Here is a 15212-nt window from a genome sequence, read left to right on the forward strand (position 1 = left end):
TGAACGCTCGGGAGGGGCATATGCAAGACAGGACAGATCCCAAGGTCGCGGCCAGCGCACCAGTGGATATTGACGCACCCAAGGGGGCGATCCCAGAGGCCGGGCTGCTAGGGCGCGGCATCGACCGGATCGGCATCCTTTTTGCCTTTGCGATCCTCGCCTCTGCCGCGATTCTCGGGATCGAGGTGGTCTTGCGCTATGTCTTTGACGCCCCGACGATCTGGGCGCATGAGACCGTGATCTTTCTGAACGCCACCGCTTTTGTTTATGGGGGGCTCTATGTTGTATCGCGGGATGCGCATATCCGTGTGGTCCTGATCTATGATTACCTGTCAGCCCCGTGGCGGCGCATTTTCAATGTGGTGATTTCGCTGGTCTGCCTCGTGGCGACGGCCTTCTTCGGCTGGGCCGCATGGCAAAGCCTTGTGCGGGCGGTCTGGACGCCAACCGGCGCGATCCGGCTGGAAAGCAGCGGCAGCGCATGGGATCCACCCACGCCGGGGATGCTTAAAATCTTTCTCTTTACAATTCTCGTGGTCATGGCCGTGCAGTTCGCTGTGCTTGCTTGGAACTACATGACAAAACAGGACCGGTGATGGACCTTCTCACAGCGCTGTTCGACTTTAAGGCCATGGGGATCGAAGTGGCGACAGGGGCGATGTTCGTCACCTTGTTCCTGCTGCTGATCACCGGCATGCCACTGGCTTTCGTGACCCTGCTCGTGGCGCTGATTTTTGCGCTTGGCTGGTTCGGGCCGATGGCCGTGCCGTTGATCACCAGCCGCATCTTCAGCTTCGTCAATTCCTTCGTCTTCGTGTCCGTACCGATGTTCGTATTGATGGCCGCGATCCTGGATCGGTCGGGCATTGCACGCGATCTGTTCGACGCCATGCGCGTGGTCGGTGGCCGTCTGCGGGGCGGCATCGCGATCCAGACTTTGCTGGTCGCCGTGGTACTGGCCGCCATGTCCGGCATCATCGGGGGCGAGGTGGTGCTGCTAGGCCTGCTGGCGCTACCCCAGATGTTGCGGCTTGGCTATGACCGGCGTCTGGCCATCGGCGTATGCTGCGCGGGCGGGGCCTTGGGGACAATGGTGCCCCCGTCCATCGTCTTGATCATCTATGGTCTGACGGCGTCCGTCTCTATCGGGGATCTGTTCACCGCGTCCTTCCTGCCCGGTCTGATGCTGGCTAGCTTCTATATCATCTACGTGCTGGTGCGGGCCTATATGAACCCCGACATCGCCCCGATCCCGGAACCGGACGAGACCTCGACAGCCGAGAAGATGCGTCTGCTCAAAGGGTTGATCTTGCCAATCATGGTGGTGATCTTTGTGTTGGGGTCGATCTATGGCGGCATTGCCTCGGTCACCGAAGCCTCTGCCATCGGGGTAATCGGCGTGACCCTGTCCACGATGATCCGCGGCGAATTCACCACAGAGCTGATGGTGGGCGCGGCCAAGCGGACGCTCGCGACCGTCGGGATGATCGTCTGGATCGGGATCGGTGCCTCGGCACTGGTCGGGGTCTTTAACCTGATGGGCGGCATCACCTTTGTCTCTAACCTGATCACCGGCGTGTCCGACAATCCAACCGTGATTGTCTTGTTCATGATGGCGATCCTCTTTGTCCTTGGGATGTTTCTGGACTGGGTAGGGATTGCGCTGCTGACCATGCCGATCTTTGTCCCGATCATTCGCGATCTTGGTCTTGATCCTGTGTGGTTCGGTGTGGTCTTCGCAATGAACATGCAGGTCAGCTTCCTGTCGCCACCCTTTGGTCCCGCCGCCTTCTATCTCAAGTCGGTGACACCACCCGATATCTCTTTGGGAGAGATCTTTCGTTCTCTCCTGCCCTTCATTGCCCTTCAAATCCTCGCGCTCGCTATTCTCATTGCCTTCCCGGGCGTGACCGGCCGCTGAAAGACGAATTATGACCGACACCAAATCTCTGCGCTCCCGTAAGTGGTTCGACAATCTCGACGATCCGGAGATGACCGCGCTCTATATCGAACGCTACCTGAACTACGGGCTCACGCTTGAAGAACTGCGGTCAGGCAAGCCGGTGATCGGGATCGCGCAGACCGGCAGCGACCTGAGCCCTTGCAACCGCCACCATATCGAGCTGGCCAAACGGACCCGCGACGGGATCATCGCCGCCGGAGGCATCCCGATGGAAATTCCGGTGCATCCTATCCAGGAAACCGGCAAGCGTCCGACCGCGATGCTGGACCGTAACCTCGCCTATCTTAGCCTCGTCGAAAGCCTGTATGGCTATCCGATCGACGGCGTCGTGCTGACCATTGGCTGTGACAAAACCACGCCGGCGCTGCTGATGGCAGCGGCGACGGTGGGCATGCCCGCCCTGGCCTTTTCGGTCGGGCCGATGCTGAACGGCTGGCACCGGGGCGAACGTGCAGGATCGGGGTCGGTGATCTGGCAGGCGCGGCAAGAGCTGGCGGCCGGCACAATCGACGCCGAAGAATTCCTCGAGATCGCGGCCTCTTCCGCCCCCTCGGTCGGGTTCTGCAACACGATGGGCACCGCGTCGACGATGAACTCCCTGTCAGAGGCTTTGGGCATGCAGCTGCCCGGCGTTGCCTCTATCCCCGCACCTTACCGCGAACGCGGGCAAGCGGCCTATCATACGGGAAAACGTATCGTTGATATGGTCCATGCAGACCTGCGCCCGGCCCAGATCATGACCCGCGAAGCCTTCGAGAATGCCATTGTCGTCAACTCCGCGCTTGGCGGTTCAACAAACGCGCCGATCCACCTCAATGCCATCGCCGCGCATCTTGGCATCGCGCTGAGCAACGGAGATTGGGAAGAATTCGGCCACGCCGTGCCACTCCTCGTCAATATGCAGCCGGTCGGCACCTATCTGGGCGAAGACTTCCACCGCGCGGGGGGCACAGCCGCTGTGATCGGTGAATTGTTGCGGGCCGGGCTTTTGCCACATCCCGATGCGCTGACTGTGACCGGTCAAACGATCGCCGAACTCTACACCGACACGCCGATCCTCGATGAGGATGTGATCCGCCGCGCGGCGTCACCGTTGAAACCCAATGCGGGTTTCCTGAACATGCGCGGCAACCTGTTCGACAGCGCCTTGATGAAAACCTCTGCCATCGACGCGGGCTTTCGGGCGCGCTACTTCTCGAACGCGCAAGAGGCTTTTGAAGGCCGTGTCGCGGTATTCGACGGGCCAGAAGACTTTCACGCCCGCATCGATGACCCCGCGTTGGGGCTGACCGACGACAGTGTTCTGGTGATGCGTGGCGCAGGGCCCAAGGGCTATCCCGGCGGGGCCGAGGTGGTGAATATGCGCCCGCCAAGCTATCTGATCAAACAGGGCGTCCGCGCCCTGCCGTGTATCGGCGACGGGCGGCAGTCTGGCACCTCTGGCTCGGCGTCGATCCTTAACGCGTCGCCCGAAGCTGCGGATGGGGGCGGGCTTGCGCTGTTGCAAGACGGCGATCCGATCCGCATTGACCTGAAACAGCGCCGCGTGGACGTGCTGCTGGACGAAACCGAGCTTGCCGCGCGCCGCACGGGCCTTGACGCTGCGGGGGGCTATGCGCAGCCAGAAAGCCAATCCCCCTGGCAAGAGATCTTCCGCGAGAAAGTACGCCCCTTCTCCGAAGGCATGGTCTTTGAAGGTGCTACCGAATACCGCGACATCACAAGCCGCGGCCTGCCGCGCAACAACCACTGACCCCATGCGCGACTTCGAAATCATCTGCATTGGCGAACCGCTGGTCGAGTTCAACCAGATCAACGGGACGCAGTGGCACCAGGGATTCGGTGGTGACGTGTCAAACGTCGCCATTGGCGCTGCCCGCCTCGGCGCGCGCAGCGCCATCGCAACGCGCTTGGGCGACGACGGTTTCGGGCAAGAGCTTCGCAATCTCTGGGGCCGCGAGGGCGTCGACGCGTCCTGCGTTGCGACGGACGCATCGGCCCCGACGGGGCTCTACTTCGTGCGACACGGGTCAGATGGGCACCGGTTCGAATATCGTCGCGCAGGGTCTGCTGCCAGCAGAATGACCGCAGACAGCTTGCCTGTTGAGGCCATAGAGAGCGCCCGGTTCACCCATCTGTCGGGCATCACTCTGGCGATCAGTGCCAGCGCGCGCGATGCCGGTCTGGAGGCGATGCGTATCGCACGGGCGGCCGGACGGCAGGTATCTTTCGATCCGAACTTGCGGCTGGCGCTCTGGCCCCTTGAGCAAGCCCGTTCCGTGATTACCCAAGCGCTCGGGCTGGCGGATATCGCGCTGCCGGGTCTGGATGACGCGCGCCAGATTACGGGTCTGGACACCCCCGAAGACATCGTGCGGGCGTTTCATAAAATGGGGCCGGATGTAGTCGCCCTGACCCTCGGAGAGGAAGGCGCACTTCTGGGGCACGCCGGAACGATAACGCATATTCCCGGCGTTCGGGTCACAGCCGTCGACGCCACAGGTGCCGGAGACTGTTTCGACGGGGCTTTCCTGACCCGCCTGTCAAAAGGCGACACCCCCGAAGCCGCATGCCACTACGCCGTCGCGGCCTCTGCGCTGTCTGTCCAGGGCTACGGCGCCGTCGCCCCGCTGCCCACTGTTGCCGACATGGCGGCGGGTTAAGCGAACGCGCGTACTGGCTGAGACAAAGACAGTACGCACCGGGAAACGGCAGGGGCTTACGCAACAGGGTGTCTCTTCACCCTGCCCCGTGGTGATTAACGCCGGTACAGTCGCGTCATTCTACTCCGCCCATACATTAGCGCCCTACCGGCCACCCCTGTTTTGCAGCTGAGCACCTCGCATATGACCAAGCACAGGTGACCAGTTTGTTGAAAGCGGTTCACGGAATACGGATGCGGACAACTCGCCGGTTTGGACCGAGATATTCATGGCGCTCCATGCGATGGATCAGACTGGGCAGAATCATTGCCCATGCGGCGCTCCTTCCCCAAAAACGCAGTTACGCGTCCGTCAGATGCTTCTGCACCTGCGCGACAAAATCCTCTCCGCGGCGCTCGAAACTGTCGTATTGGTCAAAGCTCGCCGCCGCAGGGGCCAGCAGAACGACGTCCCCCGCCTCGGCGTCGTTGATCGCGCGTGCGACCGCGACGTCCATCGTGCCACAGACCTCGGCCTCGACCCCCAGTTTCATGGCGAACTGCGCCGCCTCGCGCCCGATCACATAGGCTTTGCGCACTGTCTCCAGCGGTTCTGACAAACTGCCCAAACCGCCCTCTTTCTCCAGCCCGCCGCAGATCCAGCGGATGTTCTTGAACGCCGCCAGTGCCTTGACCGCACTGTCCACATTGGTCGCCTTGCTGTCGTTGACGAAGCGCACGCCGTCCGCCTCGCCCACGGTCTGGCTGCGGTGCGGCAGGCCGCCAAAGGAATGGAACGCCGCTTCGATGATCTTGGGCGCGAACCCCAGCGTGCGACAGGCGGCATAGGCGGCACAGGCGTTCTGGTGGTTATGCGCCCCGGGCAAGCCGGTAATGCTGCGCAGATCGATGGAGCCGATCTGCTTGCCGCCGCGATATTCCGACAAGAAGCCTTTGCGCGCGAAGACCTGCCAACCAAGACCCGTAAGCTTGCGGTCCACCGACACGCGGATCACCCGGTCGTCGGCCGCCCCTTCGCTAAGCTGTCCCGCCAGAAACCGCCCTTCGGGTTCATCCACGCCAATGACGGCACGATCCGGCCCGCCTTCAGCAAAGAGCCGCCGTTTGGCCGCGAAATAGCCGCCCATGCCCGCATGGCGATCCAGATGATCGGGGCTAAGGTTGGTGAAGACGGCGACATCCGGCGTCAGATTGCGCGCCAGATCGGTCTGGTAGCTCGACAGCTCCAGCACCACGACCTCGCCGTCAATGGCAGGCTCTATGTCCAGCACACCGCGACCGATGTTTCCCGCCAGCTGCGTCGGACGACCCGCGTGTTTGAGAATGTGATGCACCAACGCCGAGGTGGTGGATTTCCCGTTCGACCCGGTGATCGCGATGATCTTGGGCACCACGTCAAAATTATCCCAGGCCAGCGTCGCGAAGCTTTGAAAGAACAGCCCGATGTCATTGTCCACCGGCACACCTGCGTCCTGCGCGGCGACGATCACCGGGTTCGGTGCCGGATAAAGATGCGGGATGCCGGGCGATACGATCAGCCGCGCGATATCATCAAAGACGTCGGCCTTGCCCAGATCCACACAATCGAACCCTTCGGCCTGCGCGGCGGCGCGTGCGGCGGGGTTGTCATCCCAACAGATAGGCACAGCGCCCCCGGCGGCCAGCGCACGGGCCGCAGACAGCCCCGACCGCCCGAGCCCCAGAATGGCGACCTTTGCGCCGGTCAAACCTTGAACTGGTATCATGCCTGCTCTCCTGTTAGCGATGACCCTGAAACTTTCGGAGCCCCTTATGCCCCCTCTGCCAGAGATTTTAGCCCAGCTCAACGCCGACATGCGCGCCACGGATGACTGGGGTGACGTGGCAGCCTATATCCCGCAGCTGGCCTCTGTCGATCCTGCGCAATTCGGTATCGCGATCACCACCGCGGACGGCGAGGTCTTTACCGCCGGGGATGCCGATACGCCATTTTCGGTGCAATCCATCACCAAGGTCTTCACCCTTGCCATCGCCCTTGGGCGGTCTGGCGACCAGCTGTGGAAGCGCGTGGGCCGCGAGCCATCGGGGCGCGCATTCAATTCCATTGTGCAGCTTGAGGCCGAACAGGGCCGCCCCCGCAATCCGTTCATCAACGCCGGTGCCATTGTCACCACGGACGAGGTGCTCACGGGCCGCGAACCGCGCGAGACCTTGGCCGAAATCCTGCAATTCGTCCGCGCCGCCGCCAGTGACGACGACATCCACATCAACGAAACCGTCGCGGCCTCTGAAACCGCCCATGGCCACCGCAACTTTGCCCTGGCGCATTTTCTGGCCTCCTGCGGAAACCTGAACAACCCGCCCGAAAAGACGCTCGGCACCTATTTCCACCACTGCGCCATCGACATGTCCGCGCGGCAACTGGCCATGGCCGGACGGTTCCTGATCGAAACCGACAAGCTGCCCCGCATGATCCTGCCGCCCCGCATCCGGCGCCTCAATGCGCTGATGCTCACCTGCGGGCATTATGATGGGTCGGGCGATTTTGCCTACCGCGTAGGGCTTCCGGCGAAATCCGGTGTGGGCGGCGGTATCCTTGCCATCGTCCCCGGCCGCGCCAGCATCGCCGTCTGGTCCCCTGGCCTGAACCGCTATGGCAACTCGAAGAAAGGCACCCAGGCCATGGCTCGCCTCGCGCGCGAAATGGGCTGGTCGATCTTCTGACGCCACCACCTCTTCCTGCCTCCCCCGCCCTTCATTTTGCCAAATAAACTCCGGGGGACGCGGCCCCTTGGCCGCGCGGGGGCTGGCCCCCGTCCGCCGTAAAAAAAGCGCGCCACATCCCTGCAGCACGCCCTCTTGTGTCTTACCGCTTTGATAAACGGCTCAGCGGACCTTCAGCGTCGCCAGCCCGATCATCGCAAGGATCAAAGAGATGATCCAGAAGCGGATGACGATCTGCGGCTCGGCCCAGCCTTTCTTTTCATAATGGTGGTGGATCGGTGCCATCAGGAAGACCCGTTTGCCCGTGCGTTTGAAATAGAGCACCTGAATGATCACCGACAGCGCCTCGACCACAAACAGGCCGCCGACGATGGCCAGCACCAATTCGTGCTTGGTGGCAACCGCGATGGCCCCCAATGCGCCGCCAAGGGCCAGCGATCCGGTGTCGCCCATAAAGACCGCGGCGGGGGGCGCGTTATACCACAAAAAGCCCAGACCACCGCCAAAGATACCGGCGGTAAAGACCAGAATCTCGCCCGTCCCCGGCACATAGTGCACGTCCAGATATTCGGTGAAATCGACGCGGCCGACGGCATAGGCGATCACGCCAAGCGCCCCGGCGGCGATCATCACGGGCATGATCGCCAGCCCGTCCAGCCCGTCCGTCAGGTTCACCGCATTCGCCGCCCCCACGATCACGATGATCGAGAAGGGCACGAACAGATATCCAAGGTTGATCAGCGTGTTCTTGAACACGGGCAGTGCCAGTTGGTTCTGCAACTCTGCAGGGTGGAACTGCGCCGCCCAATAGGCCGCGCTGCCCGCGATGATAAAGCCCAGCAAAAGACGCATTCTGCTGGAAACACCAGCGGTCGTCTGCTTGCTGACCTTGGCGTAGTCATCGGCAAACCCGATGGCGGCAAATGCCATTGTCACCAGCAGCACCATCCAGACAAACGGGTTGTCCAGCCGCGCCCACAGCAGGGTAGAGGTCAGCAAGGCCCCCACAATCAGCAGCCCGCCCATGGTCGGCGTCCCCGCCTTGACAAAATGCCCCTCGGGACCGTCATCCCGGATCGGTTGGCCCTTGCCCTGCCGCTTGCGCAGCACGGCGATCAGCGGCTTGCCGAACAGAAAGCCAAACACCAGCGCTGTCAGGAAGGCCCCACCGGCGCGGAAGGTGATGTAGCGGAAAAGGTTAAAGAAATCGCCGCCATCTGACAGGAGGGTCAACCAATAGAGCATCGTACGCGTCCTAACTCAAAATCTTGTGGGCTTAGCCCTGTCGTTCATTCGGGACCGGATGGCCCATTTTGCGGATCGCGTCAACGATCAGCCCTAGTTTCATGGACAAGGAGCCTTTGGCGAGCACAACATCGCCACTGTCCAGATGCGACGAAAGCGCGGGCAGCAGATCGGCGGCGGTCTCGGCCCATTCCCCTCGTTGATGCGCGGGCAGCAGGTCATAAAGCGACTTCATCAGCGGGCCCACACAGTGGATCACATCCAGCTTTTTGGTGGCGTCGAGATGCGCGAGCCCTGCGTGCAGGGCGATCTCGTCCGGTCCCAGCTCCTTCATGTCCCCCAAATAGGCGATGCGCCGCCCCTTGCTGACGCGGCCGATGTCATGGGTCGCCTCGGCGGCGGCCAGCACCTCTAGGGCGGCGGCCATTGAGGTGGGGTTCGCGTTATAGCTATCATCAATCAGGTTCAGCGTCAGATGGGTGTCGACCACGTCGAGATGGATGACCTCTCGCACGCCGCGCCCCTTATACGGTGTCCAGCGTCCCAGCGAGGCCGCAGCCAGCGCCAGATCCGCGCCCATGGCCTGTGCAGAGGCCAAGGCTCCTAAGGCGTTCATCGCGAAATGCCGCCCCGGCGTCCCGATCTTGAACAGCAGTGGTGTGCCGTCCGCGTCGGCGCGCACGACGGTGGTGTCGCCCTGCACCTGCACGTCCAGCAGTTTGTACTGATAGCCATGCTCGCCAAATTCGACCTCGCGCAGACGGCGATCCACGGCCTTGGCCATCAGGATCGCGGCGTGTTCCATGTCTGCGTTGATCACCGCCACGCCCCCCGGTTGCAGCCCGTCAAAAACGGCGGCTTTCTCGACCGCGATTTCCGCGACATTGGCAAAGGCTTCCAGATGCACGGCGGCGACGGTGGTGACCATCGCGACATCCGGCTTGGCCATCTGCGCCAGCGGAGTGATCTCTCCGGGGTGGTTCATGCCGATCTCGATCACGGCATATTCTGTATCCGCAGGCATCCGCGCCAGTGTCAGCGGCACACCCCAGTGGTTGTTATAGCTGTCGACAGAGGCATGTGCCCGCCCCTGGTCGGCAAAGATCGCAAGCAGCATTTCCTTGGTCGAGGTCTTTCCGACGCTGCCCGTCACCGCGACGACCTTGGCCTGCGTTCGGGCCCGCGCGGCGGCACCAAGCGCCTCAAGGCCCCTCAGCACATCCTCGACGATCAGCAGCGGTGCATCCTCGGCCACGCCCTCGGGCACATGGGTGACCAGCGCGGCCCCTGCCCCTTTTTCCAGCGCCATGGCGACAAAATCATGCCCGTCGCGCACGTCTTTCAGCGCGACAAACAGATCCCCCGGTGCAAGGGTGCGGGTGTCAATCGACACGCCGTCACAGGTCCAGTCCCCGATGGCGCGGCCGCCGGTGGCGCTTTCGGCCTCTTTTGCTGTCCACAAGCTCATGCCAATCTCCCATCCAGCGCCGCGACGGCGACGCTGGCCTGTTCCACATCATCAAAGGGTAGCACATCGTCACCGATGGTCTGTCCGGTTTCATGGCCCTTGCCCGCGATCAGCAGCGCGTCGCCCGTGCCGATGGCGTCGATGCCCCGCAGGATCGCCTCGGCACGGTCGCCCACCTCGGTCGCTTCTGGCGCGCCCTCCATGACGGCGGCACGGATGGTCGCCGGATCTTCGGAGCGCGGGTTGTCATCGGTCACGAACACCAAATCCGCATGGGCCGCCGCCGCCTGCCCCATCAGCGGACGTTTGGCGCGGTCACGGTCGCCGCCTGCGCCCACGATAGCGACCAACCGGCCCATGACATGGGGGCGCATCGCTTGCAGGGCGGTGGCGATGGCGTCGGGGGTATGGGCGTAATCCACAAACACCGCCCCGCCATTGTCCCGTGTGGCGGCAAGCTGCATGCGGCCGCGCACGGTGGTCAGATGCGGCAGCGTGTCGAACACATGGGCGGGGTCCGCCCCGCAGGCAATCACCAGCCCCGCCGCGAGCAACACGTTGTCCGCCTGAAACCCGCCAATGAGGTTCAGGCGTTTCTGGTAGGTCTTGCCACGATAGCTGAACCGCAGGTCCTGCCCCGTCGCATCAAAGCGCTGGCCGGTCAGATGCAGATCGCCCCCGTCGCGCCCTACGGTAATCACCTCGCAGCCACGGGCGCGTGCGATAGCGACCATATCGACCCCCTTGGGATCATCGATATTGATCACCGCCGTGCCGTCCTCGGGCAGCACCCGCGAGAACAGTCCGGCCTTGGCGTCGAAATAGGCGTCGAAGGTCTCGTGGTAGTCGAGATGGTCTTGGGTAAAATTCGTGAACCCCGCCGCCTTGAGCGTCACGCCATCCAGCCGCCGCTGGTCCAGCCCGTGGCTCGACGCTTCCATCGCGGCGTGGGTGATGCCGTTGGCAGAGGCCTCGGCAAGGGTGCGGTGCAGGGTGATGGGCTCGGGCGTGGTATGCGCCAGCGGTGCGGTCCATGCGCCTTCGACGCCAGTGGTGCCAAGGTTGACAGCCGCCACCCCCATCTCGATCCAGATTTGCCGCACAAAGGTGCTGACAGAGGTTTTGCCATTGGTGCCGGTGACGGCAATCATCGTCTGCGGCTGCGCGCCGTACCATAGGGCTGCCGCGCGCGACAGCGCCTCGCGGGGGGCATCGGTGACGACAAGGGCGACCTCGGCCTGTGCCAGCGCGTCAGCGGCCAGCGTGGCCCCCTCGGCGTCGGTCAACACCGCCACCGCGCCCATGCGCAGCGCATATTGGATAAACTCGGCCCCGTGGACCTTGCTGCCGGGCATGGCGGCGAAGAGGGTGCCGGGCTGGACCTGACGGCTGTCGACGCTGATACCTGCAATGGGCGGGTTGCCCCCCCCTTTCGCGGTCAGACCAAGGGAGGATAACGGGACGGCCTGTGTGCCCATGGGGACGCTCTTTATATTAGTTGCTGCTGGAGAGCGTTATATCAGCGAGGCTGTCCGGTTCAACAGTCGGTCGCAGACCCAGCAGAGGCGCGACGCGACGGACCATTTCCGCGGCCACGGGCACGGCTGTCCAACCGGCCGTGCGGCGCGGTTTGTCGCCCGAGGTCTCGACAGGTTCGTCCAGTGTGACGATCAGCACGTATTTGGGATCATGCGCCGGGAACATGCTGGCAAAGGTCGCGATGACCGTATCCTCAAGATAGCCACCACGGGGGCCGGGTTTATCCGCCGTACCGGTCTTTCCGCCGATCTGGTAGCCGGGCACTTCGGCAAAGCTGGCCGTGCCTTCGGTCACCACCGCGCGCAACATTGCGCGGGCATCCGCCGCCGCGCGTTCAGACATCACACGGGGGCCGACCACGGGGCCGGATTGCTTGCGCAACGTCGGGGTGACCTTGTGCCCGCCATTGGCGATGGCGGAATAGCCCGCCGCCAGATGCATCGGGCTGGAGGATAGGCCGTGGCCATAGGAGACGGTTACGGTGCTCAACTCTTGCCAGCGCTGCGGCAGCAAGGGCTTGCCGCCAGAGGCTTCGACGATCTCGAAGGGGGTTGGCTCAAAGAACCCGAGGTTTTTCAGGAATTCCTGCTGACGCTCGGCGCCGATCTCAAGCGCAAGCCGCCCTGTCCCGCGGTTGGAACTGTGCACGATGATCCCCGTCACCGTCTGCTTGCCATAGTTCTTGCCGTGGAATTCGCCGATGCGGAAACCGCCGACCTTCATCGGGCCAGAGGTGTCGATCACCGTATCCGCAGTGGCAATGCCAAGGTCGATCGCCTGTGCCGCGGTAAAAATCTTGAAGACAGAGCCAAGCTCGTAGACGCCTTGTACCGACCGGTTGAACAGCGGGCTGTCGGACGCATCGCCTGTGACGGCGGCATGGGGCCGGTCGTTGGGGTCGAAAGAGGGCAAGGATACGGCGCTGATCACTTCGCCCGTGTGCACATCCATCAGGACCGAGGTCGCCCCCTTGGCGTTCATAAGCTTCATGCCGCCATAAAGAATACGCTCGGACGCGGCCTGTACGGTCATGTCGATCGACAGTTCCAGCGGTTTGTTCCCATTGGCCGGATCGCGCAGATAATCGTCAAAGTATTTCTCTGCCCCCGCGACGCCGATCACCTCGGCGGCATGAACGCCCTCGCGGCCATAGCTGGCCCCGCCCATGATATGCGCGGCAAGCGACCCGTTGGGGTAAAGGCGCATGTCACGCGGCGCAAACAGCAAGCCTGGCTCGCCGATATCATGCACGGCCTGCATCTGCTCGGGGCTGATTTTCTTCTTGATCCACAAGAACTTGCGCTTTCCGGTAAAGTCGCGCAGCAGGCGTTCCTCGTTCAGGTCGGGGAACACGGCCATCAGCTTTTTCACGGCCCCCTGCGGGTCGATCATGTGGTGCGGCTGCGCATAAAGCGCATGTGTCTCAAAGTTGGTCGCCAGCAGATTGCCATTGCGATCCACAATATCGGCGCGGGTGGCCGAGATCACGGAACCGGGGGCCGCCGCGCGCGGCTCTGTCGGGTCGGTGGTCGCCATGACCCCCATACGCGCGCCCACGACGGTGAAGGCGCAGAAGAAGAAGACCCCCAGAACCAGCAAACGCCCCTCGGCGCGCTGCCGAGAGGCGTCGCGCATCTGCTCGTGGCGGATACGCTTGTTCTCGCGCTCGATCGCATCGGGGTTTTCGCCCTTTTGACGGGCTTCAAGAATACGGGCCAGCGGGCGCAGCGGGGTGCGGATCATTCGGGGGCCTCCATCGAGGATACGTCAACGCCGTCGGTGATCTCGAACAGCGGCAGTTCTGGCAGCGGCGGGTAGCTCACCTGATCGATAGATCCGAACTGGTCGGGATGCAGCGGCAAGAGGTTCAGCCGGTCAAAGTTGAGCTCTGCCAGATCGCGCAGACGGTCGGGGCGGTTCTGATAGGCCCATTCCGCCTTGAGCACGGCCAGACGGCTGTAGGCTTCGCGGATTTCATAGCGCAGGTCATCGGCATCACTCAGGGCTTGCTGGGTCGCGTAATTCTCGCGGTAGGCCCAGAAGGCCAGCCCGATCACCGAAAAGGTGGTTAGGATGTAAAGCACGGTTCTCATACGGTTAATCCCCTGACCATAGGCATGCCGAGTGCCTTGGCATCGATGCTGCCCGCAGGCGCATCAGTGCGAATTGCGACGCGCAGCTTGGCCGAGCGGCTGCGCGGGTTCTCTTCCAGCTCTTGCGCGTCCGGCCCGATGGCCTTGCGCTTGAGGATCTTGAATTGCGGCTCGGGTGCTTCAATTTCGGGCGCAAAGCGATTGGCGTTGCCCCCTGCCCCCGCACGCGCCGTCAGGAAGCGTTTGACCATACGGTCTTCGACCGAGTGGAAAGTCACAACGGCCAGCTGGCCACCGGGCTTCAACGCGCGTTCCGCCGCCATTAACCCGTTGAACAGCTCGCCATATTCATTGTTCACCGCAATGCGCAGCGCCTGAAAACTGCGGGTCGCGGGATGCGACTGGCCGGGTTTCGAACGCGGCAAACAGCCTTCGACCAAGCCTGCAAGCGCCAGCGTTGTGGTGATCGGGGCTTCTTCGCGGGCACGTACGATCGCTTTGGCGATGCGGCGGCTGGCGCGTTCTTCACCGTATTGGAACAGGATATTGGCAATCACCTCTTCCTCGGCCTCGTTGACGATATTCGCCGCCGAGGGGCCGTCCTGGCTCATCCGCATATCAAGCGGCCCGTCACGCATGAAAGAAAACCCGCGCTCTGCCAGATCAAGCTGCATGGAGGACACGCCCAGATCGAGCACGATCCCGTCCAGATCCTGCGCATAATCGTCCATCTTGGAAAAGACGCCGCGCTGCATGACGATCCGGTCGCCATAGTCACCGGCCCAGGCCTGCGCCATTTCAAACGCAAGCGGGTCACGGTCCACCGCCACCACCTGCGCAGCACCCGCGTCCAGCAGGCCACGGGTATAGCCGCCCGCGCCAAAGGTGCCATCCAGCCAACGCCCCGACACAGGGGCCACCGCCGCCAGCAAGGGGCGCAGCAGAACCGGTGTGTGCGGGGCGGAGGGGGTATCGCTGGGTCCGCTCATATCGATCAAGCCTCCGGCTTGCCGTCCAGGAAGGCCATCGGATCAAAGTCTTCTGGCAGATCGTCCAGCCACTCCTCTTCGCGGGCCTTTTCCTCGGTCTCGTAGGTTTCGGGCTTCCAGATCTGGAAGGTATCACCGGCGGCGATAAAGAATGCTTCGTTTTCCAGGTCGATCTTGTTGCGCAGCTTCGCTGGCAGAACCAGGCGGCCCGTTTCATCGACCGATGTGGGAAAGGACTGACCGTGGAACAGGCGCTGCAGCATCTTGCGTTCCATTGACCCGCGCGGCAGCGCGTCGATCTTGTCGTCCACCTCTTCGATGGCCTGCATGGTATAGCATTCAAGATAGCTGCGGCGGCTGTCGCCATAGACGATCACCAGCTCGGGCGTGCCACCGTTTTGCCAATTCGGGTCACCGGCTTCCAACACACGACGAAAAGAGGCTGGGATAGACACCCGCCCCTTCGTATCGACCTTGTGTTGGCTTTCGCCTCTGAACCTGCGGCTCACGTGTTTGTCCCTGCCTGCGACGCTTGTGCGCCCTAAAATCA

The 15212-nt window shown here is 62.8% G+C and carries 13 protein-coding genes; 5 read left to right on the forward strand and 8 right to left on the reverse strand.

Annotated features, from left to right (window positions below; translation table 11 throughout):
• Positions 1-20: 20 nt before the first annotated feature.
• From ACNQ62_RS09785 to ACNQ62_RS09800, 4 genes are read left to right on the forward strand one after another with little or no spacing between them, the layout of a single operon-like run.
• A complete protein-coding gene (locus ACNQ62_RS09785; protein WP_418094788.1) occupies positions 21-596 on the forward strand; it encodes a TRAP transporter small permease subunit in 576 nt (191 codons plus the stop codon).
• Positions 596-1921 (forward strand): TRAP transporter large permease, encoded by a 1326-nt coding sequence (locus ACNQ62_RS09790; RefSeq protein WP_005850423.1) that lies wholly within the window; start codon positions 596-598, stop codon positions 1919-1921. Before ACNQ62_RS09785 ends, ACNQ62_RS09790 begins: the two co-directional genes overlap by 1 nt.
• A 10-nt stretch (positions 1922-1931) precedes the next feature.
• Positions 1932-3716, forward strand: a complete 1785-nt coding sequence (locus ACNQ62_RS09795) for an IlvD/Edd family dehydratase (RefSeq protein WP_418094789.1) — start codon at positions 1932-1934, stop codon at positions 3714-3716.
• A 4-nt stretch (positions 3717-3720) separates the two neighbouring features.
• Complete coding sequence (locus ACNQ62_RS09800; RefSeq protein WP_418094790.1) at positions 3721-4626, forward strand: sugar kinase; 906 nt, start codon at positions 3721-3723, stop codon at positions 4624-4626.
• 340 nt (positions 4627-4966) lie between these two features.
• Here ACNQ62_RS09800 and murD read toward each other — a convergent pair whose 3' ends face one another.
• The gene (gene murD, locus ACNQ62_RS09805; RefSeq protein WP_418094791.1) at positions 4967-6370 is read right to left on the reverse strand and encodes a UDP-N-acetylmuramoyl-L-alanine--D-glutamate ligase; all 1404 of its coding nucleotides are present in this window, start codon (positions 6368-6370) and stop codon (positions 4967-4969) included.
• Between the two features lie 46 nt (positions 6371-6416).
• Here murD and ACNQ62_RS09810 point away from each other — a divergent pair, with 46 nt between their 5' ends.
• The gene (locus tag ACNQ62_RS09810; protein ID WP_235183792.1) at positions 6417-7328 is read left to right on the forward strand and encodes a glutaminase; all 912 of its coding nucleotides are present in this window, start codon (positions 6417-6419) and stop codon (positions 7326-7328) included.
• A 162-nt stretch (positions 7329-7490) separates the two neighbouring features.
• On the opposite strand, the gene mraY is transcribed toward ACNQ62_RS09810, so the two are convergent.
• The 7 genes from mraY to mraZ are packed head-to-tail and all read right to left on the reverse strand — an operon-like array spanning position 7491 to position 15171.
• Positions 7491-8573: a phospho-N-acetylmuramoyl-pentapeptide-transferase gene (gene mraY / locus ACNQ62_RS09815; RefSeq protein WP_005854153.1), complete on the reverse strand. Its 1083-nt coding sequence runs from the start codon at positions 8571-8573 to the stop codon at positions 7491-7493.
• 31 nt (positions 8574-8604) lie between these two features.
• Positions 8605-10041 (reverse strand): UDP-N-acetylmuramoyl-tripeptide--D-alanyl-D-alanine ligase, encoded by a 1437-nt coding sequence (locus ACNQ62_RS09820; protein WP_418094792.1) that lies wholly within the window; start codon positions 10039-10041, stop codon positions 8605-8607.
• A complete protein-coding gene (locus ACNQ62_RS09825; RefSeq protein WP_184581775.1) occupies positions 10038-11519 on the reverse strand; it encodes a UDP-N-acetylmuramoyl-L-alanyl-D-glutamate--2,6-diaminopimelate ligase in 1482 nt (493 codons plus the stop codon). Before ACNQ62_RS09825 ends, ACNQ62_RS09820 begins: the two co-directional genes overlap by 4 nt.
• A gap of 16 nt (positions 11520-11535) precedes the next feature.
• Positions 11536-13323, reverse strand: a complete 1788-nt coding sequence (locus ACNQ62_RS09830; protein WP_005854159.1) for a peptidoglycan D,D-transpeptidase FtsI family protein — start codon at positions 13321-13323, stop codon at positions 11536-11538.
• On the reverse strand, positions 13320-13673 hold the full coding sequence (gene ftsL, locus ACNQ62_RS09835; RefSeq protein ID WP_005854161.1) for a cell division protein FtsL: 354 nt from the start codon (positions 13671-13673) through the stop codon (positions 13320-13322). The genes ACNQ62_RS09830 and ftsL overlap by 4 nt, the downstream gene beginning before the upstream one ends.
• Positions 13670-14662, reverse strand: a complete 993-nt coding sequence (gene rsmH / locus ACNQ62_RS09840; protein ID WP_418094793.1) for a 16S rRNA (cytosine(1402)-N(4))-methyltransferase RsmH — start codon at positions 14660-14662, stop codon at positions 13670-13672. Before rsmH ends, ftsL begins: the two co-directional genes overlap by 4 nt.
• Before the next feature lie 5 nt (positions 14663-14667).
• Complete coding sequence (gene mraZ, locus ACNQ62_RS09845; RefSeq protein WP_081781250.1) at positions 14668-15171, reverse strand: division/cell wall cluster transcriptional repressor MraZ; 504 nt, start codon at positions 15169-15171, stop codon at positions 14668-14670.
• Positions 15172-15212: the final 41 nt, after the last annotated feature.

The organism is Sulfitobacter sp. SBS6 (assembly GCF_048285585.1).
Lineage (GTDB): Bacteria > Pseudomonadota > Alphaproteobacteria > Rhodobacterales > Rhodobacteraceae > Sulfitobacter > Sulfitobacter pontiacus.

What these genes read in the sequence shown, in the direction of transcription:
- rsmH (WP_418094793.1), bottom strand. Translation starts at nt 14,662, where the DNA reads ATGAGCGGACCCAGCGATACCCCCTCCGCCCCGCACACACCGGTTCTG.
- mraY (WP_005854153.1), bottom strand. Translation starts at nt 8,573, where the DNA reads ATGCTCTATTGGTTGACCCTCCTGTCAGATGGCGGCGATTTCTTTAAC.
- ACNQ62_RS09795 (WP_418094789.1), top strand. Translation starts at nt 1,932, where the DNA reads ATGACCGACACCAAATCTCTGCGCTCCCGTAAGTGGTTCGACAATCTC.
- ACNQ62_RS09810 (WP_235183792.1), top strand. Translation starts at nt 6,417, where the DNA reads ATGCCCCCTCTGCCAGAGATTTTAGCCCAGCTCAACGCCGACATGCGC.
- ACNQ62_RS09785 (WP_418094788.1), top strand. Translation starts at nt 21, where the DNA reads ATGCAAGACAGGACAGATCCCAAGGTCGCGGCCAGCGCACCAGTGGAT.
- ftsL (WP_005854161.1), bottom strand. Translation starts at nt 13,673, where the DNA reads ATGAGAACCGTGCTTTACATCCTAACCACCTTTTCGGTGATCGGGCTG.
- ACNQ62_RS09790 (WP_005850423.1), top strand. Translation starts at nt 596, where the DNA reads ATGGACCTTCTCACAGCGCTGTTCGACTTTAAGGCCATGGGGATCGAA.
- ACNQ62_RS09800 (WP_418094790.1), top strand. Translation starts at nt 3,721, where the DNA reads ATGCGCGACTTCGAAATCATCTGCATTGGCGAACCGCTGGTCGAGTTC.
- ACNQ62_RS09830 (WP_005854159.1), bottom strand. Translation starts at nt 13,323, where the DNA reads ATGATCCGCACCCCGCTGCGCCCGCTGGCCCGTATTCTTGAAGCCCGT.
- ACNQ62_RS09820 (WP_418094792.1), bottom strand. Translation starts at nt 10,041, where the DNA reads ATGAGCTTGTGGACAGCAAAAGAGGCCGAAAGCGCCACCGGCGGCCGC.
- ACNQ62_RS09825 (WP_184581775.1), bottom strand. Translation starts at nt 11,519, where the DNA reads ATGGGCACACAGGCCGTCCCGTTATCCTCCCTTGGTCTGACCGCGAAA.
- murD (WP_418094791.1), bottom strand. Translation starts at nt 6,370, where the DNA reads ATGATACCAGTTCAAGGTTTGACCGGCGCAAAGGTCGCCATTCTGGGG.